The sequence below is a fragment of the Streptomyces sp. NPDC086549 genome, assembly GCF_044746205.1.
Classification (GTDB): domain Bacteria; phylum Actinomycetota; class Actinomycetes; order Streptomycetales; family Streptomycetaceae; genus Streptomyces.
On sequence record NZ_JBIVBS010000001.1, the window covers coordinates 124318 to 148391 of the forward strand.

Annotated in this window: 25 protein-coding genes and 1 pseudogene; 12 read left to right on the forward strand and 14 right to left on the reverse strand. The window is 71.1% G+C overall.

Going from position 1 to position 24074, the window contains the following annotated elements:
• Positions 1-99: 99 nt before the first annotated feature.
• Positions 100-2247 carry an excinuclease ABC subunit UvrB gene (gene uvrB / locus ACIPSA_RS00550; protein ID WP_402626987.1) on the reverse strand — a complete coding sequence of 716 codons (2148 nt, stop codon included), beginning with the start codon at positions 2245-2247 and terminating at the stop codon, positions 100-102.
• 40 nt (positions 2248-2287) lie between these two features.
• Positions 2288-3166 carry an MHYT domain-containing protein gene (locus ACIPSA_RS00555; protein WP_402626990.1) on the reverse strand — a complete coding sequence of 293 codons (879 nt, stop codon included), beginning with the start codon at positions 3164-3166 and terminating at the stop codon, positions 2288-2290.
• 278 nt (positions 3167-3444) lie between these two features.
• Between ACIPSA_RS00555 and ACIPSA_RS00560 the strand changes: the two genes are divergently transcribed.
• Both ACIPSA_RS00560 and ACIPSA_RS00565 read left to right on the forward strand, forming a co-directional pair.
• A complete protein-coding gene (locus tag ACIPSA_RS00560; protein ID WP_402626993.1) occupies positions 3445-4317 on the forward strand; it encodes a glycerophosphodiester phosphodiesterase in 873 nt (290 codons plus the stop codon).
• Positions 4318-4383: 66 nt separating this feature from the next.
• Complete coding sequence (locus ACIPSA_RS00565; RefSeq protein ID WP_402626996.1) at positions 4384-4938, forward strand: methylated-DNA--[protein]-cysteine S-methyltransferase; 555 nt, start codon at positions 4384-4386, stop codon at positions 4936-4938.
• 17 nt (positions 4939-4955) lie between these two features.
• On the opposite strand, the gene ACIPSA_RS00570 is transcribed toward ACIPSA_RS00565, so the two are convergent.
• Positions 4956-5384, reverse strand: coding sequence for a VOC family protein (locus ACIPSA_RS00570; RefSeq protein WP_402626999.1), 429 nt, complete (start codon positions 5382-5384; stop codon positions 4956-4958).
• Positions 5385-5483: 99 nt separating this feature from the next.
• Here ACIPSA_RS00570 and ACIPSA_RS00575 point away from each other — a divergent pair, with 99 nt between their 5' ends.
• Positions 5484-6392 carry a pseudouridine-5'-phosphate glycosidase gene (locus tag ACIPSA_RS00575; protein ID WP_402627002.1) on the forward strand — a complete coding sequence of 303 codons (909 nt, stop codon included), beginning with the start codon at positions 5484-5486 and terminating at the stop codon, positions 6390-6392.
• Positions 6389-7303, forward strand: a complete 915-nt coding sequence (locus ACIPSA_RS00580) for a carbohydrate kinase family protein (protein WP_402627005.1) — start codon at positions 6389-6391, stop codon at positions 7301-7303. The genes ACIPSA_RS00575 and ACIPSA_RS00580 overlap by 4 nt, the downstream gene beginning before the upstream one ends.
• A 48-nt stretch (positions 7304-7351) precedes the next feature.
• Here the strand turns inward: ACIPSA_RS00580 and ACIPSA_RS00585 are convergent, their stop codons facing one another.
• Positions 7352-8146, reverse strand: a complete 795-nt coding sequence (locus tag ACIPSA_RS00585) for a methyltransferase (protein WP_402627007.1) — start codon at positions 8144-8146, stop codon at positions 7352-7354.
• 214 nt (positions 8147-8360) lie between these two features.
• Here ACIPSA_RS00585 and ACIPSA_RS00590 point away from each other — a divergent pair, with 214 nt between their 5' ends.
• Positions 8361-9488 carry a magnesium and cobalt transport protein CorA gene (locus tag ACIPSA_RS00590; RefSeq protein WP_402627008.1) on the forward strand — a complete coding sequence of 376 codons (1128 nt, stop codon included), beginning with the start codon at positions 8361-8363 and terminating at the stop codon, positions 9486-9488.
• A gap of 34 nt (positions 9489-9522) precedes the next feature.
• On the opposite strand, the gene ACIPSA_RS00595 is transcribed toward ACIPSA_RS00590, so the two are convergent.
• The 3 genes from ACIPSA_RS00595 to ACIPSA_RS00605 all read right to left on the reverse strand — a co-directional run bounded on the left by ACIPSA_RS00595 (position 9523) and on the right by ACIPSA_RS00605 (position 11188).
• The gene (locus tag ACIPSA_RS00595) at positions 9523-9957 is read right to left on the reverse strand and encodes a CBS domain-containing protein (protein ID WP_402627011.1); all 435 of its coding nucleotides are present in this window, start codon (positions 9955-9957) and stop codon (positions 9523-9525) included.
• Between the two features lie 97 nt (positions 9958-10054).
• Complete coding sequence (locus ACIPSA_RS00600) at positions 10055-10468, reverse strand: PPOX class F420-dependent oxidoreductase (RefSeq protein WP_402627014.1); 414 nt, start codon at positions 10466-10468, stop codon at positions 10055-10057.
• A 78-nt stretch (positions 10469-10546) separates the two neighbouring features.
• The gene (locus ACIPSA_RS00605) at positions 10547-11188 is read right to left on the reverse strand and encodes a uridine kinase (RefSeq protein WP_402627017.1); all 642 of its coding nucleotides are present in this window, start codon (positions 11186-11188) and stop codon (positions 10547-10549) included.
• Between the two features lie 112 nt (positions 11189-11300).
• Between ACIPSA_RS00605 and ACIPSA_RS00610 the strand changes: the two genes are divergently transcribed.
• The 3 genes from ACIPSA_RS00610 (at position 11301) to ACIPSA_RS00620 (ending at position 14380) form a co-directional block, all read left to right on the forward strand.
• Complete coding sequence (locus ACIPSA_RS00610; protein WP_402627019.1) at positions 11301-11996, forward strand: DUF2293 domain-containing protein; 696 nt, start codon at positions 11301-11303, stop codon at positions 11994-11996.
• 217 nt (positions 11997-12213) lie between these two features.
• Entirely contained in the window at positions 12214-12693 is a 480-nt protein-coding gene (locus ACIPSA_RS00615) for a DUF1772 domain-containing protein (protein WP_402627021.1), read from the forward strand.
• Between the two features lie 199 nt (positions 12694-12892).
• The gene (locus ACIPSA_RS00620) at positions 12893-14380 is read left to right on the forward strand and encodes a glutamate synthase subunit beta (RefSeq protein WP_402627024.1); all 1488 of its coding nucleotides are present in this window, start codon (positions 12893-12895) and stop codon (positions 14378-14380) included.
• A gap of 40 nt (positions 14381-14420) precedes the next feature.
• Here ACIPSA_RS00620 and ACIPSA_RS00625 read toward each other — a convergent pair whose 3' ends face one another.
• The gene (locus tag ACIPSA_RS00625) at positions 14421-14933 is read right to left on the reverse strand and encodes a carboxymuconolactone decarboxylase family protein (protein WP_402627026.1); all 513 of its coding nucleotides are present in this window, start codon (positions 14931-14933) and stop codon (positions 14421-14423) included.
• Between the two features lie 47 nt (positions 14934-14980).
• On the opposite strand from ACIPSA_RS00625, the gene ACIPSA_RS00630 reads away from it, so the two are divergent.
• Complete coding sequence (locus ACIPSA_RS00630) at positions 14981-16402, forward strand: PLP-dependent aminotransferase family protein (RefSeq protein ID WP_402627028.1); 1422 nt, start codon at positions 14981-14983, stop codon at positions 16400-16402.
• Positions 16403-16613: 211 nt separating this feature from the next.
• Here the strand turns inward: ACIPSA_RS00630 and ACIPSA_RS00635 are convergent, their stop codons facing one another.
• From ACIPSA_RS00635 to ACIPSA_RS00645, 3 genes are all read right to left on the reverse strand, one after another.
• On the reverse strand, positions 16614-17426 hold the full coding sequence (locus tag ACIPSA_RS00635) for an SAM-dependent methyltransferase (protein ID WP_402627030.1): 813 nt from the start codon (positions 17424-17426) through the stop codon (positions 16614-16616).
• Between the two features lie 97 nt (positions 17427-17523).
• Positions 17524-17799: a DUF397 domain-containing protein gene (locus tag ACIPSA_RS00640; RefSeq protein WP_402627033.1), complete on the reverse strand. Its 276-nt coding sequence runs from the start codon at positions 17797-17799 to the stop codon at positions 17524-17526.
• Positions 17800-18660 (reverse strand): helix-turn-helix transcriptional regulator, encoded by an 861-nt coding sequence (locus ACIPSA_RS00645; protein ID WP_402627036.1) that lies wholly within the window; start codon positions 18658-18660, stop codon positions 17800-17802. It lies immediately after the preceding gene.
• A gap of 201 nt (positions 18661-18861) precedes the next feature.
• Here ACIPSA_RS00645 and ACIPSA_RS00650 point away from each other — a divergent pair, with 201 nt between their 5' ends.
• The 3 genes from ACIPSA_RS00650 (at position 18862) to ACIPSA_RS00660 (ending at position 22091) form a co-directional block, all read left to right on the forward strand.
• Positions 18862-19542, forward strand: coding sequence for an ATP-binding protein (locus ACIPSA_RS00650; RefSeq protein ID WP_402627038.1), 681 nt, complete (start codon positions 18862-18864; stop codon positions 19540-19542).
• A gap of 44 nt (positions 19543-19586) precedes the next feature.
• Positions 19587-19967 (forward strand): hypothetical protein, encoded by a 381-nt coding sequence (locus tag ACIPSA_RS00655; protein ID WP_402629389.1) that lies wholly within the window; start codon positions 19587-19589, stop codon positions 19965-19967.
• 261 nt (positions 19968-20228) lie between these two features.
• Positions 20229-22091, forward strand: coding sequence for an ABC transporter ATP-binding protein (locus tag ACIPSA_RS00660; protein WP_402629392.1), 1863 nt, complete (start codon positions 20229-20231; stop codon positions 22089-22091).
• A gap of 28 nt (positions 22092-22119) precedes the next feature.
• Here ACIPSA_RS00660 and ACIPSA_RS00665 read toward each other — a convergent pair whose 3' ends face one another.
• The 3 genes and pseudogenes from ACIPSA_RS00665 to ACIPSA_RS00675 all read right to left on the reverse strand — a co-directional run.
• Positions 22120-22296, reverse strand: a complete 177-nt coding sequence (locus ACIPSA_RS00665; RefSeq protein WP_402627041.1) for a hypothetical protein — start codon at positions 22294-22296, stop codon at positions 22120-22122.
• 164 nt (positions 22297-22460) lie between these two features.
• The gene (locus tag ACIPSA_RS00670) at positions 22461-23627 is read right to left on the reverse strand and encodes a cytochrome P450 (protein ID WP_402627044.1); all 1167 of its coding nucleotides are present in this window, start codon (positions 23625-23627) and stop codon (positions 22461-22463) included.
• Positions 23628-23758: 131 nt separating this feature from the next.
• Positions 23759-24001 (reverse strand): annotated as a pseudogene (locus ACIPSA_RS00675) (amidohydrolase); the annotation flags it as partial.
• Positions 24002-24074: the final 73 nt, after the last annotated feature.

The following is a 24074-nucleotide window of genomic DNA, read 5'->3' on the forward strand; positions in this document are numbered from 1 at the left end:
CCTACGCACCGGCGCCGACAGTGCCGAACCCCGGCCCGCGGTTTGTGTCGGTGTTGCAACACTCTGCGCACATGCCGGGGTTCGGTAGGACCGCGAGGGTCAGGCCAGGCCCGCCTCGCGCATCTGGCGCAGTTCCTTCTTCATCTCGGAGACCTCGTCGCGCAGCCGGGCCGCGATCTCGAACTGCAGGTCCGCGGCGGCGGCGCGCATCCGCTCCGTCATCTCCTCGATCTGCTCGGCGAGTTCGGTCGCGGGGCGGTCCGTCGGCACCGTGTCCTTGGCCTTGCCCTTCGCCGGCTTGGCGGCCTTCGCGCCCTTGGCCGCCTTCTCGCCGAGCGACGGGACGGGGGCCTTGGTCGCCTTGCCGTCCTTCGACTTGCGGTAGCCGGAGCCGAGCAGCTGCTCGGTGTCGACCTCCTCGCGGGCGATCTGCGCCACGATGTCGTTGATCTTCTTCCGGAGCGGCTGCGGGTCGATGCCGTTGGCCTTGTTGTAGGCGACCTGCTTCTCGCGGCGGCGGTTGGTCTCCTCGATGGCCCGTTCCATCGCCGGCGTGATCTTGTCGGCGTACATGTGGACCTGACCGGAGACATTGCGTGCCGCGCGGCCGATGGTCTGGATGAGCGAGGTGCCGGAGCGCAGGAAGCCCTCCTTGTCGGCGTCCAGGATCGCTACCAGGGACACCTCGGGCAGGTCGAGGCCCTCACGAAGCAGGTTGATGCCGACCAGCACGTCGAACTCGCCGGAACGAAGTTCGCGCAGCAGCTCGACGCGGCGCAGGGTGTCGACGTCGCTGTGCAGATAGCGCACCTGGATACCGAGCTCCAGGAAGTAGTCGGTGAGGTCCTCGGCCATCTTCTTGGTGAGCGTGGTGACCAAGACGCGCTCGTCCTTCTCGGTGCGCTTGCGGATCTCGTGCACCAGGTCGTCGATCTGGCCCTCGGTGGGCTTGACCACGACCTCCGGGTCGATGAGACCGGTGGGGCGGATGATCTGCTCGACGACCCCGTCCGCGCGGGACAGTTCGTACGGGCCGGGGGTCGCCGACAGGTACACGGCCTGCTCGATCCGCTCCTGGAACTCCTCCCACTTCAGGGGGCGGTTGTCCAGGGCGGAGGGCAGCCGGAAGCCGTGGTCGACGAGGGTCCGCTTGCGGGAGGCGTCGCCCTCGTACATGGCACCGATCTGCGGCACGGTGACGTGCGACTCGTCGATGACGAGGAGGAAGTCCTCCGGGAAGTAGTCGAGCAGGGTGTTGGGCGGGGAACCGGGCAAGCGGCCGTCGAAGTGCATCGAGTAGTTCTCCACGCCGGAGCAGGAGCCGATCTGGCGGAGCATCTCGATGTCGTACGTGGTCCGCATGCGCAGGCGCTGGGCCTCCAGGAGCTTGCCCTGCTTCTCCAGCTCGGCCAGGCGCTCCCCCAGCTCATTCTCGATGTCGTTGACCGCGCGCTCCATGCGCTCCGGGCCCGCGACGTAGTGAGAGGCCGGGAACACGTACAGCTGCTGGTCGTCGCTGATGATCTCGCCGGTGAGCGGGTGCAGGGTGGACAGCGCCTCGATCTCGTCGCCGAACATCTCGATGCGGACGGCGAGCTCCTCGTACACCGGGAAGATCTCGATGGTGTCGCCGCGGACGCGGAAGGTGCCGCGGGTGAACGCCACGTCGTTGCGCGTGTACTGGATGTCCACGAAGCGACGCAGCAGCTCGTCGCGGTCGATCTCGTCGCCGACCCTGAGGGGGACCATGCGGTCCACGTACTCCTGCGGAGTACCGAGGCCGTAGATGCAGGAGACCGAGGCGACCACGACGACGTCGCGGCGGGTGAGCAGCGAGTTGGTCGCGGAGTGACGCAGGCGCTCGACCTCCTCGTTGATCGAGGAGTCCTTCTCGATGTAGGTGTCCGACTGGGGGACGTACGCCTCGGGCTGGTAGTAGTCGTAGTACGAGACGAAGTACTCGACCGCATTGTTCGGGAGTAGCTCGCGGAACTCGTTGGCCAGCTGGGCGGCCAGCGTCTTGTTCGGCGCCATCACGAGCGTGGGACGCTGGAGCTTCTCGATCATCCACGCGGTGGTGGCGGACTTGCCGGTGCCGGTCGCGCCGAGGAGGACGACGTTCTTTTCGCCGCCTTCGATGCGCTTGGCCAGCTCGGCGATGGCCGTCGGCTGGTCGCCGCTGGGCTGGTAGTGGCTGACGACCTCGAAGGGCGCCACCGTGCGTTCGATCTTGGAAACGGGCCGCATGCCATCCACCGTACGACCCCGCACTGACAACGGGTCGGGATCACCAGTTCTGCGGGGTGCGGGAGCCGCGGTGCCCCTGCGGCCGGACCTGCCGGCGACCCGAGCGGGGCTGCGGGCGGCGGCCCGGGTGCGGGGTGACAGTACCGGCCGGAACGCCCGGCTTGTGCTCGGCGCGGGTCCAGTCGGGCTTGCCCATGACCATCAGCGGGTCGAACATCACGACGACCCCCGCGATGAGGAGGAAGGCGAGGGGGCCGATCAGCATCGGGCCGAGCAGGGTCGCGGGCGACTCGCCCGCGGTGGTCGCGGTGGTGCCGTGCAGGTGGACGCTGAGGGCGGCCATGCCGGTGTAGTGCATGCCGCTGACGGCGAGCCCCATGACCAGGCTCGCGCCGACACTCCACAGGAAGCCCCTCACCTGTCCCGCGGCCCACAGGGCGGTGGTGGCGGCCACGACCGCTATGACGACCGAGGCGGCGACGGTGAGCGTGTTGTACTCCAGATGCCCGTTGAGCCGCATGCCCGCCATGCCGAGGTAGTGCATCGAGGCGACGCCCAGACCTGTGATCGTGCCCCCGGTGAACAGGGCCGCCCCGGTCGCGCCGCGATAGCCGACTATGAAGATCCCGACCCCCACCATGACGACGGCGAGGCCCAGGCTCGCGTACGTCATGGGTTTGTCGTAGTGGATCGGGGTCTCCTTGACGCTGAACCCCATCATGGCGACGAAGTGCATGGTCCAAATGCCGGAGCCGATCGCGGCCGAGCCGAGGGCGAGCCAGGCAGGGCGCCAGGAGTGGGCCACCAGCATGGATCTGGTGGTGCAACGCAGGCCGAGGGCTCCACCGAGGCACGCCATCAGATAGGCCACCAGCGGGGTGACGACCCCGTAGCTGAATCCGTCGACCGTGCCTTGCATGCGCGGCTGCCCTTCACCCTTTGCGTCCCGGAATACCTGAAATGTTCCCCCCGGCCCAGGACCGCTCGAACGGTCAGGGTTGACGCAGAGAGTATGACTCCCACCGGAATGGTCGAACGATTTTCCGGCAAAGAAACACGCCCTTGCCCCAGTTGTGTGGCGCCAGTGTGCGGACTTGGGGAACTCCATTCATTCCGTGGCCATCGTGTGCCCTCCTTCCATGGACACTCTGCTGTCACTCTGGTGCTGTCCGTATTCGCTCGACGCGAGGAGTACGCATGCACGCGCGCGCCGTTGCCGCCACGACCACCGCGCTCCTGGGGACGGCCACCGTGCTGATCCCCACCCCCGACGCCCGGGCCGGCGGCGTCGGCGCACAGCCCGGGGTCATCGCCCACCGGGGTGCTTCCGCCTACACCCCCGAGAACACCCTGCCCGCCATCGACGAGGCGGCCCGGCTGGGCTTCTCCTGGGTCGAGAACGACGTCCAGCGCACCAAGGACGGCGAACTGGTCGTCATTCACGACGACAGCCTCCGGCGCACCACGAACGTCGAGCAGGTCTTCCCGGACCGGGCGCCCTGGAAGGTCAAGGACTTCACGGCGGCCGAGATCGCCCGTCTGGACGCGGGCAGCTGGTTCGGCCGCGCATACGCGGGCACGCGCGTGCCGACCCTGAAGGAGTACATGCGCCGGGTCGACCACAACCACGAGAAGCTGCTCCTGGAGATCAAGAATCCCGAGCTCTACCCGGGCATCGAGCGCGAGACCCTGAAACTTCTCAGCAACGAGGGATGGCTGGACCGGCCGCATCTGGGCCGACTGATCGTGCAGAGCTTCAGCGCGGACAGCCTGCGGATCGTGCACGACCTGAAGCCCGCTCTGACGACCGGCTTCCTCGGGACACCGTCGGTGGTGGATCTGCACAGGTACGCGCGCTTCACCGATCTGATCAATCCCTCGTACGGATCCATCTCCGCCACCTATGTCCGCACAGTGCACGCGTTCTACGGGCCGCACGGCAGGCGGCTGCGGGTGTTCACCTGGACCGTCAACGACGCGGCCACCACCCGGACAGTCGCCCGGTACGGCGTCGACGGCATCATCACGAACAAGCCCGACGTCGTATGGGCGGCGTTGAACGGGTACTGAGGCTCTGCCGGGGAGCGGGCCGGGCCATCCTCCCGTGTTGTCAGTGGCGGGTCGTACGGTGGGCGCATGGACAGCCATGGGCAGTACGAGCAGCAGGTCGTGTGGACCGTCGTGAGCACCGACATCGGTCCGCTGCTACTTGCGGCGACCCGCGACGGCCTGGTCAACGTCGTGTTCCACGCCACCGCGGCGGTGCGCGACCGGACGCTGGAGCGACTGGCGGCCCGGCTGGGCACCGAGCCCGTCGAGGCGCCCGGCTCGCCGCTGCTGGCCGAGGCGATACGCCAGATCGAGGCGTACTTCGCCGGCGAGCGGAACAGCTTCGAACTGTCCCTGGACTGGTCGCTGATCTCCGGCTTCAACCGGCAGGTGCTGCGCGAACTGGCCTCCGGTGTGCCGTACGGCACGGTCGTCGGGTACGGCGATCTGGCCGGGCGGGTCGGTCAGCCGAGCGCGGCGCAGGCGGTGGGCGCGGCGATGGGCGCCAACCCGCTGCCGGTCGTCGTGCCGTGCCACCGGGTCGTGGAGAGCGACGGCGGCATCGGCGGGTTCGGGGGCGGGCTGGAGACCAAGCGGAAGCTGCTCGCTCTGGAGGGCGTCCTGCCCGAGCCGCTGTTCTGACGGCTCGGGCGAGTCGGCTACTCGTAGTGCCGGGCCTCGAAGACGTTGCCGTCGGGGTCCCGGAAGTAGAAGCTGCGCGGGGCCTTTCCGCGGGCGCCGTACGAGTCGTGGGCGATGTGGGACACGGGGACGCCGCGCTCCTGGAGACGGCCGCGCAGCGCATCGAACTCGTCGGACGGCAGGGACAGGCAGATGTGGTTGACGGGGTGGCCCGCGCTCTCGGCGGAGCCGGGGAGCATCCGCATGCGCTCGGCGAGGGTGAGCGGTGCCAGATCGAGGATGGTCTCCTCGTTGACGCGCACGGAGGGGAACGACGTCTTTCCCTCCGCGAATTCGGCAACCCTCAGGGGCTCCAGGCCGACCGCCTTCTCGTAGAAGTCGGCCGAGGCGGCCGGGTCGCTCACCCACAGGACGACATGGTCGAGACGTGTCGAATTGTTCGTCATGCCGCCCAGACTGGTGGCGTCGCCCACAGGCCGCAAGCGTTTATCGCGCTGTGCGGCCCGCCAGAGATGAGGGAGAACCGAGCGACAGGAGGCAGGCGCGTGATGCTGGCGGTGTCCGAAGAAGTGCGGGAGGCGATCGACGCGCGTCGACCCGTGGTGGCCCTGGAGTCCACGATCATCGCGCACGGGCTGCCGCGCCCGCGCAATCTGCAGGTGGCCCTGGAGCTCGAGGAGGCGGTTCGGCGGGAGGGTGCCGTGCCCGCGACGATCGCCGTGCTGGACGGGCGTCCGCATGTCGGCCTGGACAAGGAGAAGTTGGAGCGGGTCGCGAACGAGGACGGGATCCGCAAGCTGGGCCACCGCGACCTGCCGCTCGCCGTGGCGGCGGGGGTGAGCGGCGCGACCACGGTGTCGGCGACCGCGCTGCTCGCCGCGCTGGCGGGTGTCCGGGTGTTCGCCACCGGCGGGCTGGGCGGTGTGCACCGGGAGTGGACGGTGACACAGGACGAGTCCGCCGACCTGGGTCTGCTGGCGCGTACGCGGATCACGGTGGTGTGCGCGGGGGTGAAGTCGATCCTGGATGTCCCGGCGACGCTGCAGCGCCTGGAGACGCTGGGTGTGGCCGTCGCCGGATACGGCACGGACCGCTTCCCCGGCTTCTACCTGTCGGACTCCGGGCACCCGGTCGACTGGACGCTGGAGACCCCGGAGCAGGTGGCGGGGGTCATGCGGGCGCAGGACGCGCTCGGCGTGCCGGATTCCGCGCTGATCGTCGCCAATCCCGTCCCTGCGGAGGAGCAGCTCGATCCGGGCGTCCACGCGCGCGTGCTCGCCGAGGCGCTCCGGGAGTGCGAGGAGGAGGGTGTCACCGGGCAGGCGGTCACGCCGTTCCTGCTCGACTACCTGGTGCGGCACACGGACGGGGCCTCGCTGAGCGCCAACCTGGCGGCGGTGCGCGGCAACGTGCGGCTGGCGGCACGGATCGCGACGGCGTGGGCCCGGGGATGACGGCGGACCGGAACCGGGCGCTGCTGGTTGTCGGGGACGTGGTCACCGACGTCGTCGCCCGGCACCGGGGGCCTCTCGCGGCCGGCACCGACACGGCGGCCGCGATCCGGACGGTGCCCGGTGGCGCGGGCGCCAACGTGGCCTGCTGGGCCGCCCACGCGGGCTGTCCGGACGTACGGCTGCTGGGGCGGGTGGGCGCGGACGCGGCCGCGTGGCACGAGCGGGAGCTGGTCGCGGCCGGAGTGCGGCCGCGGCTGGTGGTCGACCCGCGGGCGGCGACGGGGACGGTGATCTGTCTCGTCGACGCGGGGGCGTCGGCCGAGCGCACGTTCCTCACGGACAGCGGCGCGTCCCTCCTGCTCGAACCCGCCGACTGGTCGGACACCCTGCTCGACGGGGTCGGCCGACTGCACCTGTCCGGCTATCTGCTGTTCTCCGAGCCGAGTCGGGCCCTCGCGGTGACAGCCCTCGAAGCGGCACGCGCGCGTGGCGTCCCGGTGAGCCTGGATCCCGCGTCGGCGGGGTTCCTCCGGGGGCTGGGGGTGGACCGCTTCCTGGCGTTCGCCGCAGGGCTGGACGTGCTGCTGCCCAGCCGTGACGAGGCGTGTCTGCTGACGGGGCTGCGCGATCCGGCGGACGCGGCGGTCAAGCTGAGCCGCCACGTCCCGCTGGTGGTGGCCAAGCTGGGCGCGGACGGTGCGCTGGTGGCCCGGGCCGGCACCGTGGTCGCCCGCGTTCCCACCGCACCGGCGACGCCCCGGGACACCACGGGCGCCGGAGACGCCTTCACCGGTGCGTTCCTCGCCGGTCTCGTCGCGGGCGCGGATCCCGAAGCCGCCGCGGCGGCGGGGTGCCGGGCGGGTGCACGGGCGGTGGAACAGGTGGGCGGGAGGCCTCCGGTGCCCGGCTGACGTGGGCGTAACCGGCCCGGCGCGCCCGTATGCGGCACCCGCCCCCGCTCACCCCTTGCGCCCCCACGCCGAGATCATCGGTGCCGTGGCAAGGTCCATGCCGCCGGAGGCGACGTTGGCCAGGTGCTGGTCGATGTCCTGGTCGGTGGCCAGACCCGCGGCGACGAGCTGGTCCCGGATCTGCCGTACGGTGGCGGACTCCAGCTCGGCGCAGGCCGGCGAGGTGACGGGGAAGTACGCGTCGGCCTCCACGCGATGCAGTCCGGCCTCTCGAAGCAGGCGCGGGAGTTTGCGGCCGTAGGACAGATCGGCGCCGCGGTCGGCGAGCAGCTTGCGGAAGCCGTGCCGGATCCGGTTGGCGAGCTGCTGCTCGGGCCCGTGCTCGTCGGGACAGACGAGTGGCTGGAGGGCGGGGTCGGCGTCCTCGACCAGGAGCCGCCCACCGGGCCGCAGCGCCGAGACCATCGAACGCAACGCCCTTTCGCGGTCGGGCACATGGACGAGGACGAGCCGGGCGTGCACGAGGTCGAAGCCCTCTCCGGGCGGCTCCTCGGTGCCCACGTCGTGGACGCGCACCTCGACCGGCGGACGGGCGGCCGCGGCGAGGAGCGTGGTGTCGATGTCGGTCGCGACGACCTTGCCGGTCGGGCCGACCTTCTTGGCCAGCCAGGACACCACGGAGGTGCCGCCGGCGCCGACCTCCCAGCAGCGCCACCCGGGTCCCAGGCCGAAGCCTTCGAAGTGCCGGAAGGTGATGGGGTCGAAGAGGGTGGCGAAGGCGTCGAAGCGCCGGCCCGCCTCGGTCTGCCGGTTGTCGAGGAGATACCCGTCGGTTCGCGTCATGCCGTGATCATCCCAGTTGCCCCGCATGTCCGCGACGGTCGACGCTCCGGTACGCCGAGACGGCTCTCCGCGGCGGGGAATGCCCTGTCCACAGCCGGGAACAAAGCGGAACCGCCTGTTCCCACAGGCTTACCCGCGCCTCACGCCGACCTGGCAGACTTTCCCGCCAAGGCGCGGCAGCACGGCGCGAGGAGAGCCACGCAAGGAGAGCCAGATGTCCATGGCAGGGAATCTGCGGAAGGTCAGGGACCTGGGCAGGGTCAGCGGCCTGCGCAAGGTGGCGCGGCTGGCCCGACGACGCCCGCGGGTCGACCTGAGCCACCCCGCCAGGTCACCGCTCGGCTCGTCGGTGGTCAACTGCGTGACGTACCGGGACGGGGTCCGGGTCCCCGGGGGCGGCGATCTGGTGGACGCCGTGGAGCGGGTGCGCAAGCAGGGTGACGGTTTCGTCTGGCTGGGGCTGCACGAGCCGACGGACCGTGAGTTCGCGGGCATCGCGGAGCTGTTCGACCTGCACCCGCTGGCAGTCGAGGACGCGGTCGAGGCCCACCAGCGCCCGAAGCTGGAGCGGTACGGCGAGACGCTGTTCGCGGTACTCAAGACGGTCTGCTATGTCGAGCACGAACAGCTCACGGCGACCAGCGAGGTGGTGGACACCGGCGAGATCATGGTGTTCGTCGGCCATGACTTCGTGATCACGGTGCGGCACGGGCGGCACGGCTCGCTGGGGCCGCTGCGCGAGGAGCTGGAGTCGGATCCCCAGCAGCTCGCGAAGGGACCGGCGGCGGTCCTGCATGCGATCGCGGACCATGTGGTCGACGACTATCTGAACGTCACGGACTCGGTGCAGGCCGACATCGACCAGGTCGAGACGGACGTGTTCGCGGAGAACGGCGCACGGGCCGACCCGGGGCGGATCTACCAGCTCAAGCGTGAACTGCTGGAGCTGAAACGGGCCGTGGTGCCGCTCGCCCGCCCGGTCGAGGACCTCGCCACACGGCCGATACGGGTGGTCGACCCGGAGATACAGGCCTACTTCAGGGACGTCCTGGACCATCTGATGCGGGCCAAGGAGCAGATCGCCTCCTTCGACGAACTGCTCAACTCCATCCTGCAGGCGCACCTGGCCCAGGTGACGGTCGCGCAGAACGAGGACATGCGGAAGATCACCGCCTGGGCCGCGGTGATCGCCGTACCGACGATGGTGTGCGGGGTCTACGGCATGAACTTCGATCACATGCCGGAGCTGCACTGGCGGTTCGGCTATCCGCTGGTCATCGGCGTGATATCAGTCGCGTGCCTCGTTCTGTACCGGGGATTCCGCCGCAACGGCTGGCTCTGACGGCCCGGGGAGGGGCGTGGCGCCGGGCCCGGAGTCAGTGGAGGGACGGGCCAGTCCTGGCATAGACGCTCTCCGCGAAGGCGGCGATCTGGTCCTCGCTCAGGCTCCGGGCGAGATCGGCCTCGCTGATCATGCCGACCAGGCGCTTGTTCTCGATGACCGGAAGCCGGCGGATCTGGTGCTCCTTCATCTCCTGGAGCACCTCGCCCACATCGGCGCTCGCCTCGATCCAGCGGGGCGTGCCCTGGGCCATCTCGCCGGCGGTGACCTTGGCCGGGTCGCGCCCCATGGCGACGCAGCCGACGACTATGTCCCGGTCGGTGAGGATGCCGCAGAGGCGTTCGTTCTGGTCGCTGATGGGCAGGGCTCCGACGCCTAGCTCGCGCATCAGCTGGGCGGCGCGGTCCAGGGTCTCGTGGGCGGGGATCCACTGTGCGCCACGGTGCATGATGTCTCCGGCGGTGGTCATGGGGTACCTCCCGATGCCGGACGGGCCGGCGCGGCGCGGGACGCACCGCTGGTCCCGGCGCCTCTCATTCTCTCGCGCGCGGCCCCACGACCGCACCTCAGGCCGAGAAGGCCACGACCTTGCGCGGGACGATCCTGATGATCACGCGGACCTCGTCGTCTTTCTCCGCGGGCGGGTCGATGCCGAGGTACTTGTGCGAGAGCTCGTGCGGGAGCCGCTTGCCCTCGTCCGGGAGGATCTCGGCGGTGCCACGGATCTCGGCAGAGGCGTAGGGGTTGGCCAGGTCGAAGACCGACAGGCTGATGCGCGGGTCGCGGCGGAGGTTGCGCACTTTCTGGCGGTTGCCGACGGAGGAGAAGAGCACGGTGTCGCCCTCGCGCTTGATCCAGACCACCGAGTTCTGCGGGGCGCCGTCGGGGCCGAGGGTGGCCACGCTGGCGAAGTTCCTGCCGTCGAGGAGGGTTCGGACGGAGTCGTCCAAGGAGACGGGATCGCTCATGGAGATCGTCATGACGCCAGGATAATTAAATGCACGCGCACATAAAAGAGGTTCGGGGATCTCCGGTTCGGGGATCTGCGGCTCGCCGGATCACCCGTTCCACGCCGGGCGGCGCGGGTCGTCGGCACGCACCAGGACGTCGGCCGTCGCGGCGGGGTCGGTCTCGTCCGCGTACCGCCCGAAGGCGGGGAGCGTCCAGTGGTCGGCCTCGGGCGTGCGACGACGCAGGGCACCGGGCGAGAGGAGGACATGGACGGTCAGGTCGAAGGGGAACCAGTGCCGCAGAAGGAGGGGACCATGCATCAACAGCAGCCCACCGGGAGGGAGTTGGACGTAGGAGCTGCGGGTGGCCCGGTCGGTTGCCGGGTCCCACAGGTCGGGCAGGACGCGGCCGTCCCCGCCGGGTTCGAGCGGGCCGAAGACCTCGCGCCACAGGGCGGCGGTGTCGAACCAGCCGCTGTAGTAGGACTCGACGTCCCGGCGGCCGTACTCCAGGCGGAGCGAGGCAGGGCGCAGGAAGCCCTCGGCAGCCACGACGAGCGAGGGCCGGCCACGAACGCGCAGCTCCTCCGTGACGCGCTGCGCGAGGTCACCCGGGCGGGCCGCCGGGGCGCCGTCGAAGGCGACGCGCGGCCAGGGGCTGCCGTCGGCGGGCTTCAGGTCCAGCAGCCGCTCGGCGAGCAGTTCGCCGAGCCTGTCCCAGGTGATCGGTTCGAGTCGCACAGTCGCCATGATGCCGCGTGGTCGTGGATTCGCCGATGGGCGGGCCCCGGCCGGGTTCCTTGCGAAGGAACCCGGCCGGACCCACCGGGAGATCCAGGGCCGCGCGGGGAAGGAACCCCTTATGGCGCGCCTGACAACTCCCATGCACCGCAGCGGACTTCTCGTCTTCCAGCCGCTCCGGCACATGCAGTGCGCCACCTGCCGTCGCGGGCCGTTGAAACTGCTCGTGCTGGAGGACGGTGCGCCGCGCTGCCTCGACTGCGCCGACCTCGGGCATCTGGTGTTCGTGCCGCGCGGCGACACGGCGCTGACCCGCAGGTCGCGGGAGGAGAGTGTGCTGTCGGCGGTGGTGGTGCGGTTCAACCGGCGCAAGAGCCGGTACGAGCGGCAGGGCGTCCTCGTGGAGGAGGCCGCCCTGGCCCGGGCCGAGGAGCGATGCCTGGCCGACGCGGAGGCGCGGCGGCGGCGCCGGGCGCGGGACGCGCGGCGCCGGGCGGCGGAGGACGAGCGGTTCGCGGAGGCGTTCGCGGCCGAGGTCCGACGGCTCTTTCCCGGGTGCCCGGTGGACCGGGCCCTGGCGATCGCTGGGCACGCGTCGGTGCGGGGCAGTGGCCGGGTGGGGAGAAGCGCTGCGGGGCGGGCACTGTCCGAGGCCGCGGTGATCTCGGCGGTCGTGGCGTCCGTACGGCACCTGGACACGCCGTACGACCAACTGCTGATGAGCGGGGTGACCTGGCACGAGGCGCGGCGGCGGATCGCGGCGGCGGTGGAGACGGTGCTGCGGGCGTGGCGTGGAACCGAAGCAGACGTGGGCTGAGGCCAGAGTCCGGGTCCCGAATCCGGGTCCAGAGTCCGGGTCCAGAGTCCGGGTCCAGAGTCCGGGAGCCGCCTTGTCGACGCGCATCCGGGAACCTCTTGTGGACGCTCGCGTATGTCTCCGCGGTTCTCGGTCATGGGCACCGTTCCCGGGTGGGAATTCACTTGAGGTGACGAGGGGTGCCGGGCGGGGCCCGGCCCAGAGGTGGGAGGGGGGCATGATCGATGGGCCGTATTTCGTACTGACCCTGCTGGGTGTGCTCGGGACCGGCCTGGTCGCCGGGGTCTTCTGTGGATTCTCGACGTTCGTGATGAGGGGGCTCGCCTCGCTGCCGCCCGCGCAGGGCGTCGCCGCGATGAACGCGATCAACATGGCCGCCGTGACGCCCTCCTTCATGCTGGTGTTCGCCGGGTCGGCTGTGGTGTGCACGGTGATCGCGGTGGTGACGTTCGTGCTGTGGCCCGACGACGGGAAGGTGGAGCTGCTGCTGGGCAGCGCGCTGTATCTGTTCGGCTCGTTCGGGGTGACCGTGGCGGCGAACGTGCCCCGCAACAACACCCTCGGCGAGCTGGACCCCGACACCCGGGAGGCCGCCTCGTACTGGCCGACGTATGTACGTCAGTGGACCGTGTGGAACCACGTCCGTACGGTCGCCTCGGCCGCGGCCGCGGTGGTGTACGTGCTGGCACTCACCTGAGGGCGGTCCCGGAGGAAGCTGACCGACGCCTGGCCGGTGCCTGATCGCCGCCTGACCCGCACCTGACCCGCACCTGAGGAAGGCCCCGGAGAAAGCGCTGTCCACCACTCTGCGCGTGCGCCCGAGGGGACGTATCGTGGCCGAAAGGTGCTGCCCGATGCCGCACGGCCCGTCGTACGCGTACGCAAGGAAGACGACCATGGCCGATCCCAAGGGTTTCATGACCACGCCGCGCCAGGAGTGGCCGCGCAGACCGGTCGAGGAGCGGGTCCGGGACTGGGACGAGGTCTATGTCCCGGGGGCGCTGCTGCCCATCATCAGCAAGCAGGCCGACCGCTGCATGGACTGCGGTGTCCCGTTCTGCCACGACGCCTGCCCTCTGGGCAATCTGATCCCCGAATGGAACGACCTGGTGTCGCGGGAGGACTGGCGCGCGGCCAGTGACCGGCTGCACGCGACGAACAACTTCCCGGAGTTCACCGGACGGTTGTGTCCGGCGCCGTGCGAGGCGGGGTGCGTTCTCGCGATCAACCAGCCGGCCGTCACCATCAAGAACGTCGAGTGCGCGATCGGCGACCGGGCGTGGGAGGAGGGGTTCGTGCCGCCCCGGGCGCCGGACCGGCTGTCCGGGCGGACGGTCGCGGTGATCGGGTCGGGGCCGACCGGACTGGCCGCGGCCCAGCAGCTGACCCGGGCCGGGCACACGGTCGCCGTGTACGAGAAGGACGACCGGCTGGGCGGGCTGATGCGCTACGGCATTCCCGAGTTCAAGATGGAGAAGCGGCATCTGGAGCGGCGACTGGAGCAGATGCGCGCGGAGGGCACCAAGTTCCGTACGTCGACGACCATCGGGCGTGACATCGGGGCGGCCGAGCTGCAGTCGCGGTACGACGCCGTCGTGATCGCGACGGGAGCCACCGCGTGGCGCGAACTGCCCGTACCGGGGCGGGAACTGACCGGGATACACCAGGCGATGGAGTATCTGCCGCTGGCCAACCGGGTGTGCGAGGGGGATCTGGAGGTCTCGCCGATGTCCGCCACCGGCAGGCACGTCGTCATCGTGGGCGGCGGTGACACCGGGGCGGACTGCCTGGGGACCGCCGTACGGGAAGGCGCCGTGTCCGTGTCCCAGCTGGACATCTACGCCCAGCCGGGTGCCGAGCGGGACGAGGAAACCGATCCCTGGCCGACGTATCCGAAGGTCTACCGGCTGTCGGCCGCGCACGAGGAGGCGCGCGATCTGGAGACGGCGCCGGCGGCGGACGCCGACGCGCGGCTCTTCGCGGCGTCGACGCTCCGCTTCACCGGGGACGAGCGCGGGCAGGTGCGGTCCCTGCACCTGGTCGAGGTGGACGCGGCGCGGCGGCCCGTGCCGGGCACCGGGCGGACACTCCCCGCCGACTTCGTGCTGCTCGCCCTCGGCTTCTCCGGGCCGGACCGGGAGGACGGGCTCATCGACCAGCTGGGGGTGGCGATGGAGCCACGCGGCACGATCGCCCGGGACCGTGGTTTCGCGACCAACGCCCCCGGCGTGTTCGTCGCCGGAGACGCCGCGCGGGGGCAGTCACTGATCGTGTGGGCGATCGCGGAGGGGCGGGCGGTGGCGGCCGCCGTCGACCGCTATCTGATGGGGAGCTCGCGGCTGCCGGCGCCGATATCGCCGTACGACCGGCCGATGACCGTGTGAACGGCGGCCATGTCGCCATGGCCGGGAGACGGCCGGCGGATCAGCGGCGGCGTTCGTCCGTGCCCGCCACCTTTCCCGTCGCCAGGGCCACCCGGTTCCAGGTGTTGATCGTGAGGATCAGGGCCAGGACGTGGGCCAGTTCCTCCTCGTCGAAGTGGGCGGCGGCTTCGGCGTAGACGTCGTCGGGGACGCCCGCGTCGGCCACCAGGGTGACCGCCTCCGTCAGGGCGAGGGCGGCCTGTTCCTTCGGGGTGAAGAAGTGGCGGGCCTCGCGCCACACGGCGACCATGTGCAGCCGGTCCTCGCTCTCGCCCGCCTTGCGGGCGTCGTTGGTGTGCATGTGCAGGCAATAGGCGCAGTGGTTGAGGTACGAGCTGCGGATCTGGACGAGTTCGACGAGGGCGGGGTCGAGGCCCTCGCGGGCGGCCGCGTCGAAGCCGATGAGGGCGCGGAAGACCTTCGGGGCGGACTTGGCGAAGTCGAGGCGGGTGCGTCCGGCCTCGGCAGCGGCGATGGCGGCGGTGGCGGCAGAGGCTGTGGTGTTCGTCGTCATGTCCTTCAACCTACGGACCTGAAAGACCCTCTGTAGGGTTCATTTTCATGACGGAATCGTGGGTCAATTCCGCGGAGCGGATCGGCGCGGACCTGCATCTGGAGCTGTCCGGGCCGGGCGGGCGGCGCGCGGCGCTGATCCGGGCTCTGCGCGAGGCGGTAGCCGACGGGCGGCTGGCTCCCGGCACCCGGCTGCCGCCCTACCGCTCGCTCGCGGCCGACCTCGGCGTGGCCCGGAACACCGTCGCGGACGCCTACGCGGAGCTTGTCGCGGAGGGCTGGCTGACCGCGCGGCAGGGCTCGGGCACGCAGGTCGCCGAGCGTGCCGAGCCGCTGCGACACGCTGTACGGGTGCCCAGAAAAGCGCCGCCACGCGCGCGTGGACCCCGGCACGACCTCAGGCAGGGCACTCCGGACGCGTCGGCGTTCCCGCGGACGGCCTGGGCGGCGTCGTACCGGCGGGCGCTCCAGGCGGCGCCCACCGAGGCGTTCGGGCCGGGCGATCCGGCCGGGCGGCTCGAACTGCGCGAAGCCCTCACGGAGTATCTGGCACGCGCGCGTGGTGTGCGCACCGCGCCGGGCCGGATCGTGATCTGCTCCGGCTTCGCGCACGCGCTGAGGCTGCTGTTCGGCCAGGGCGGCGGCGGTGTGCTTGGCGGCCCGCTGGCCGTGGAGGCGTACGGGCTGGGGTTTCACCGGGGGCTGCTCGCGGCGGCCGGCGTACGGACGGTGCCGCTCCCGCTGGACGAGCGCGGCGCGCGTGTGGACCTGCTGGGGCGTGAGCGGGCCGTGCTGCTCACGCCCCAGCACCAGTTCCCGACCGGCGGCCCGCTGCACGCCGAGCGGCGGGCCGCCGTGATCGACTGGGCACGCGCGCGTGGCGCGGTGGTGCTGGAGGACGACTACGACGGGGAGTTCCGGTACGACCGCAAACCGGTGGGGGCGGTCCAGGGCCTCGACCCCGAGCGGGTGATCCACATCGGCTCGGTCAGCAAGAGCCTGTCGCCGGCGCTGCGGCTGGGGTGGATGGTCCTCCCGGAGCGGTACGTCGACGCCGTGCTGGCGGCCAAGGGCGAGCGCGAGGCGTGGGCGAGCGTCCTGGACCAGCTGGCCCTCGCGGACTTCGTGGTCTCGGGGTCGTACGACCGTCATGTGCGGCGCATGCGACAGCACTACCGGCGCCGCCGTGACCGGCTGGTCGAGGCGCTCGCCGTGCACGCGCCGCACGTCGAGGTCACGGGTGTGGCGGCAGGGCTGCACGCGGTGCTGCGGCTGCCGCCGGGCACCGAGCGGTCCGCGGTCAAGGCGGCGGCCTGGCACGGCGTGGCCCTCGACGGACTCGCCGGGTTCCGGCACCCGGCAACGGACATGACGGCCGGGGACGGCCTGGTGGTCGGCTACGCGACGCCCTCCGAGCACGCCTACGGGGCCGCGCTGGAGGCCCTGTGCGCGGTCCTTCCACCGCAGTGACCGGCCCCACCCCGGTGACGGGCCCCGCGCCCAGGCCCTTCGGCTTGCGCCCCGCCCGCCTTCGGCCTACACGCCGCCGGCCCACGGCTTGCGGCTTACGCCCCGCCGGTCCACGGCTGCGCCCCGCCGCCCTGCGGCTTACGCCCCGCCGGCCCACGACTTGCGGCTTGCGGCTTGCGGCCCACGGGCTTGCGGTTTGCGCCCCGTCGCCCTACGGCTTGCGGCCCACCGCCCCGTACCCCGGAATGACCCCGTCGTCCTGCCCGGGAACCGGCTCGCCCAGCTCCGGGTGCCACTTGTGGACGATGTCGACGCCGGGGTCCACCAGCTCCAGCCCGTCGAAGAAGCGGGTGAACTCCTCGCGGGAACGCAGCGCCAGGGTCACGCCCGCCGCCTTGAGCTTCTCGATGGCCACCGCCGACTCCTCCGGAGTGAAGTCGGCGGTGGCGTGGGTCATCACCAGGTAGCTGCCGGACGGCAGTTCGGACAGCAGCCGACCGACCACCTCGTGCGCGCCGTCCTCGTCCGGGACGAAGTGGAGGAGGGCGACGAGCGAGAGCGCGACCGGACGGCCGAAGTCCAGGACCCGCTTGGCGCCCTCGACGATGGCGGCCGGATCGCGCACGTCGGCCTGCAGATACTCGGTCGCGCCCTCCGGCGTGCCGCGCAGCAGAGCCGCCGCGTGGGCCAGCACGATCGGGTCATTGTCGCAGTAGACGACGCGGGTGTCGGGCGCGACCGACTGGGCGATCTGGTGCAGGTTGGGCTCGGTCGGTATGCCGGTGCCGATGTCCAGGAACTGCCGCACCCCGTTCCGGGCCAGCCAGCGTGTGGCCCGGTGCATGAAGGCGCGGTTGACCCGGGCCATCACCGGAACCCTGGGTTCGAGGGTCAGCATCTGCCGGCCCATCTCCTCGTCGACGGGGTAGTTGTCCTTGCCGCCGAGGTACCAGTCGTACATTCGCGCGGGATGCGGCCTGCTGGTGTCGATCTCAATGGCGGCCGTGGGGTCCTGCCCGGTCATGAGGCACTCCGTAAGCAGCGGACGAAGTTGATCATCAATTCAGTACCAAGATAAGGAAGTTGAGCAAGCAGTCAGAACAATCTGAACAAAAGGCCGGTCAGGACAGGAGGAAATCCGCCTCCCCCGCCTTGGCGCCCTCGATGAAGGCGGTCATCTCGTCCGAGGTGTAGATCAGTGCCGGTCCGTCCGGGTCGGTCGACTGACGGACGGCGATCCGGCCGTCGGCCAGCTTCATCGCCTCCAGGCAGTTGCCCCCGTTGCCGCCGCTCCACGGCTTGTGCCAGCCCTCGCTGCCCAACTCCCGTGCGGGCATGCCGTTGTAGATCCGCTCGGCGCGGTTCCGCGGCCCGAACTGGGACTTGATGCGATCCATTCACAGCTCCTTGCGGAGATCCAGGAGGATCTCCTTCGTGCGATGTGCCGTAGCGGCCTGCGCCGCCATGCGGTCCATGACCTCCAGGTGGGTCGCCACCTCGGGACGCGCGTCCAGGTAGACGGCGCCGGTCAGGTACTCGCTGTAGACCATGTCCGGCAGTTCCGACATGGCAAATCGAAAGAGCACGAAGGGCCCGTACGTGCCCGGGTGCGGCCCGTTGGCGAACGGGGCGACCTGGATCGTCACGTTGGGCAGCTTCGCGGCCTCGAGCAGTTTGTCGATCTGCGCGCGCATCACCTCCGGGCCGCCGACCTGGCGACGCAGGGCGGTCTCGTCCAGCACCGCCCAGAAACGGGGGGCGTCGGGGCGGGTGAGCAGTTCCTGGCGCTGCATGCGCAGCGCGACATGACGCTCGATGTCCTCGGGCCTGGTCTGTCCGACGGCTCCCGACTTGAGGACCCCGCGCGCGTAGTCCTCGGTCTGCAGCAGCCCGGGTACGAAGTGCGGCTCGTACGAGCGGATGAGACTCGCCGCGCCCTCCAGGCTGACGTACATCGAGAACCAGCCCGGCAGGATGTCGTGGAACCGCTGCCACCAGCCGGGTCTGTTGGCCTCCTCGGCCAACTGCACGAAGAGGTCGGCCTCTTCGTCGGGAACGCCGTAGGCCTTCAGGAGGAGCTGGAGGTACGGGATCTTGAGAGCGACCTCGGCCATCTCCATGCGGCGGACGGTGGCGGGGGCCACGCGGAGGATGCGGGCGGCCTCCTCGCGCTTGAGCCCGGCGCGTTCCCGCAGGTCCAACAGGCGGCGGCCGAGGACGACCTGTCCCACCGTCGGCGCGGACCGCGGTTCGCTCACGCTCCCACCTCCACGAACGATTCCTGACAGCCATACGGCGCCATTCGAAGATCCGTTCGAAGATCCCGCGGATCCTCAGTGATCCCAACTGGCGCCGCTCGAGGTGCTGTTGCCAGCAGTGTGCCACGGCCCTTCACCGCGTCACACAGCACTCTGCATTTTTCAGAGTGGCACTTGCCAAGTGTTCACGGCGGGGCGATAGTGGCAAGCGTGATTCCGTCCGCGCCCTTAGGAACAGACGCCGCCGCAGACCGTCCCGGTCTCGGCGCCGCCGCGGGAGTCGCCCCAGGTGGGGCCGCTGCCGCGCGCCGGTTCCAGTTCGAGTTGGCCGCACATCCGGGTTCTCCCGCCCAGGCGAGACGCCTGACACGCGCCCGGCTGACCGGCTGGTCGGTGTGCGCGGACACCTGTGACACGGCGGAACTCGTCATATCCGAGCTGGTCACCAACGCGATCGTGCACACCGCGAGCAGTCGCGTCGTGTGCGAGCTGCGCGACCACGACGACACGGTGCGCATAGCCGTGCGCGACGAGGGCTGTGCGCCCGGCGAGCCCCACCCGTCCCCGCAGCGGCCCGAGGAGGAGCACGGGAGGGGATTGCTCCTCGTCGACGCCATGTGCCGGGCCTGGGGCGCCCAGCAGCACGGACCCGGACTGCTGGTCTGGGCCGAGCTGCCGCGGCAGACCGACGCCACCCATGACCTGCCGGAGCCGCGCAACGACCTGGGCTGGGGCGCCCGCCCCAAGCCGGGGCAGTCCAACGGCTCGGACGAGCAGGAGCAGGCAGAGACGAAGCACCGCGTGGGGACCCAGCCGGAGACGGCGCACCGCGTGGTGCGCCAGGCGCGGGGCCCTCGCCGCACGAGTCCGGAACGGCCGTGAGCGGCACCCCCGGGTCCGGCCAGGTGCTCGGACTGGACACCTTGATGCGTCTGAGGCGCGAGCAGCGCACTCCTGACGCGACCGGGCCCCTGCCGCTGCCCAAGGGCATGACGGCGCCGCTGGGCTGCGACGCGGTGGCCGTGCCGGCCCGCTTCGGACCGCTGATCGTGCCCCGGCTTCCGCGTGTGGGCTGTGTGTACGCCGACGAGGCGCACTGGTGGTGGATCGTCCCGTCAGACTCCGACTACGCCCTGCCCTGGCCCTCCCCCACCCACTACGCCCCCGGCGCCCCGATCCCCGAGGCCGCCCGCCTCATCAACCGGCCGGACGGCACGGTTCCGTACACCCCGCCGATCCCGCTGTACCTGGCTCTGTGCCGGGTGACGGGCACCACCCCGGACTGGTCACGCCCGATCAGCGCGTGAGCGCCGCACCGGCGCGGCCGGTGGGGTACGGCGCCCGCCTGACTCGGGCGTCGCACCCCGTATCCGGCCCTGGCTCACGGCGTACGCCCGCGCGTTCCCGCCACCGCACCAAGCGCCCTGCCCCGAAGGACCCCGCCCCGCGATAGTGGCCCTTCGTCCACGACCAGGGGGAGGTCCACGGTGGGTAGGAGGCACGGCGGGGTCAAACCCGAGGTGTCCGATTCGGAGCAGCTGCTGTTCGGGGGGCCGCTGCGGTACGACATGGGGTGGAACCAGCACCGGGACGCCTTCCTGGAGCTGGACTTCCGGGCCATGGTCACGCGGTTGCCCGGCATGCTGGCATCGAGTTTCCAGCTGGCCCGGCAGGCCGACGAGCGGGCCGCGCGGACCGTGCTGGCCGCAGAGGCGGGCCGGGGCGTGGCCCAGGCGGTGAGCCTGCTGGCCGTGAACAGTGTGCTGGGGCGGCTGATCGGCGGGGGCCCGATCGAGGAGCGGTTGCGCGGCGCCGCGCCGGCCCTGGTGGCCATGGCCGCGGTGATGCTGGTGAGCGCCCTGCTGCGGGCGGCGTCGACGTATGCCACCGGCCGTCTGGAGCCCAAGGTGGAACGGGTGGCGACCGAGCTGTACCTGGAGCGCGCGGCGGCCGTGGAGCTGGCCGCGATCGAGGACCACGCCTTCCACAAGCTGCTGGACACCGCCCAGTACGGCGCCGGCTCCGCCCGTCGCATGATCATGTACGGCACGCGCGTCGTGAACGCGGTGATCTCGCTCGCCGCGGCGGCGGGCGTGCTGACCGTGCTGCACCCGGCCCTGCTGCCGCTGCTGGTGACCATGACCCTGCCGAGTGCCTGGGGTGCCCTGACCAACGCCCGGCGCCGCTACGAGTCCTTCCACACCTGGGTGCAGCACGCCCGTGCCGGGCATCTGATCAGCGCCCTGCTCACCGAGCCGGAGGCCGCCCCGGAGATCCGCGTGCACGGTGTCGGGCCGTTCCTGCTGCGGCACTTCCGGGCCATGTCGGAGACGGCCGAGGCGGAGCAGGCCCGGCTGGCCCGGCTCGCGGCCCGCACGGGCCTGATCGCGGGAGCCTGGACGGGCCTGGCGACGGTGGCGACGTACGCGACGCTGGGTGCGCTGCTGCTGTCCGGGGCGATGGCGCTGTCCGTGGCCGGTACGGCGGTGATCGCGATCCGCACCGGCTCCGCGAGCCTCGACACGCTCGTCCTGGAGATCAACCAGCTGCACGAGGAGGCTCTGTTCGTGGGCGATCTGCAGCGGCTGTACGTCGAGGCGGCCGAGCGGGCGATCCCGGTCGGCGGGGAGCCGCTGCCGGAGGATCCGAGGGAGATCCGGTTCGAGAACGTCAGTTTCACCTATCCGGGCGACGCTACCCGTCCCGCCCTCGAAGACGTCACGCTCACCCTCCCGCTGGGCCGGATCGTGGCGCTGGTGGGTGAGAACGGCTCGGGCAAGACGACGCTGGTCAAGCTGCTGGCGGGCCTCTACAAGCCGGACCGGGGCCGGATCATGTGGGACGGCGTCGACGCGGTGAGCGCCGACCGGCACCAGCTGGCCGAACGCATCGCGATGGTCGCCCAGGACTTCAAGCGCTGGCCGTTCACCGCGAAGGTCAATGTCGCTGTCGGCCGCTCCTCGGCGCCCCTCACCGAGGAGCGTCTGGCCTCCTCGGTCGCCGAGGCGGGCGCGGAGGAGGTGGTCGCGGACCTGCCGCGCGGCCTGGACACGCTGCTGGCACGCAACTTCAGCGGCGGGCACGAACTGTCCGGCGGCCAGTGGCAGCGGCTCGGCATCGCCCGCGCCGCGTACCGGCGCGGGCGCATCCTGATCGTGGACGAGCCGACGGCTGCCCTGGACGCGCGGGCCGAGCTGGAGGTCTTCGAGAAGATCCGCGCGCTGGCGGGCAGCGGGCAGACGGTCGTGCTGATCACCCACCGGCTGGCGTCGGTGCGCCACGCCGACCTGGTGCACGTCCTCGAACAGGGCCGCCTGGTGGAGTCCGGCACCCCCGACGAGCTCCTCGCCACCGGCGGCGTCTACGCCGAGCTGTACGGCCTCCAGGCCGAGCAGTTCACGGCGAAGCTGCCCGCCCCGAAGGTGGGTTGACCGGCACTGGTCGCTAGTACCGCAACGGTCAGTCCGCGGCCTCGCCGCCGCGGACGATCACCAGGAACGTGTCCGTCGCGAGGTCCATGACGACCTCGGCGGGCAGGCCTTCCAGACGCCGCGCGTGAGCGAACTCCTCGGCCGGCCACGAGCCTCGCGGTCCGCCGGCGGGAAAGCGTTCGAGCACTGTTCGCCCGTTCACCATCCTGTACCTCCAGAAAGCGTCGTACTTGTAGGAGTTAACGCTCCGGAGGGGAGAAACGCCTCGCCCGGTGACGTGACTGAGACCCAGTTGACACCGGCTCAACGCGGACGGTGAGGATCCGTCGACTTTCCGGCACGACGGACACTTTCTGCCCTGGTTCTCCGTCAGTACGTCACCGGAAGCGCGAGCAGACCGCGGGCGCGCAGGGAGGGACGCCACCGCGGCTCCTCGTCGGCCAGGGCGAGGTCCGGGAACCGTTCCAGCAGGGCGCCCAGCGCGATCTCGGTCTCGGCACGGGCCAGGGGCGCACCCAGGCAGTAGTGGATGCCGTGGCCGAGGGCGAGATGGCCGGAGGCGTCGCGGTCGAGGTCGAGGCGGTCGGGGTCCGGGAAGCGGGCGGGGTCGCGGTTGGCGGCTGACAGGGACACCCAGACCGTCTCGCCGGCCGGGACGGTGACGCCGCCGATGGTCACGTCCTCGGTCGGGAAGCGCCGGATGGCGAGCAGGGCGGGGCCCTCGTGGCGGGCGAACTCCTCGACGGCGGCCGGGAGCCGCGTGGGGTCCGCGCGCAGCGCGGCCAGCTGTTCGGGGTTCCGCAGCAGCCCCAGGATCGCGTTTCCGATGAGGTGGACGGTGTTCTCGTATCCGGCGAAGAGGATGAGGAAGGCGAGTGACATCAGCTCGTCCTCGCTGAGCCGGTCGCCCTCGTCGCGTACCGCGATCAGATCGGAGAGCAGGTCGTCGGCGGGCTCCTTCCGCTTGTCGGCCAGGAGTTGGGTGAGGAAACCGAGCATGGACACCATCGCCTGCCGGCCGGCTTCGGGGTGTGCCGGGTCGGGGGCCATGAGGGTGTCCGTCCAGCCCCGGAAGTCGGGGCGGTGGCCCTCCGGAATGCCGAGCAGGTCGCAGATGACGGCGATCGGCAGGGGTGCGGCGTAGGAGTCGATCAGGTCGGCGCTGCCGCGCGGGCCGAGCGCGTCGAGGAGGCGGTCGGCGGTGCGTCGGACGGGCGTGCGGAGTTCCTGGACGCGGCCCGGGGTGAAGGCGCGGCCGACGAGTCGCCGGATGCGGGTGTGGTCGGGCGGGTCCATGTTGAGGAGGTTGGCGTCGAGCGCGGGCGGCAGGGAGAATCCCTTGTACGTCCCCGCGGCGGCATGGTTCCGGTCCAGCGAGAGCCTCGGATCGGCGAGGGCCGCCCGGACGTCCTCGTACCGGGTGACCAGCCAGGCCGGGGTTCCGTCGGGCCCGGCGATGCGGTGCACCGGCGCGCTTTCGCGCAGTCGCCGGTAGACGTCGTAGGGGTGGTCGATGAGACCGTCCGCGAGATCCATGGAACCCACCCTAGGGAAGCGTCAGGTGTCGTACTCGTGAATGCGCCGCCCGTGGCTCCGGTCGACGAGCGCGGGCAGCCGCTCCGCCAACTCCCGTGCCATCTCCGGCACATCGACCGCGGACCAGCTCGGCGCAGGGCGGCCATCGGGGCGTGCGTGTGACAGTCGACCAGGCCGGGCATCTCGACCTGGCCGCTCGCGTCGGGACGCTCGCCGGCCGGCAGGTCGCGTACGGCAGTGGAACCGGTCACCGACTCGACGTCCCCGTCCCGTACGACGATCGCGGCGTCCTCCGGGAACCCGATCCGTTCTTGATCGTCGTGCACGAGGGCCGTGCGTCCGGTGATGATGAGGTCGGCGGGCGCGAGACTCATTGCGCCGACGTACGGCAGGGTCATCGGGTCGCCTGAGCCGAAGCGCGGATCCGGTCCCGGCCCTGTCGCCGAA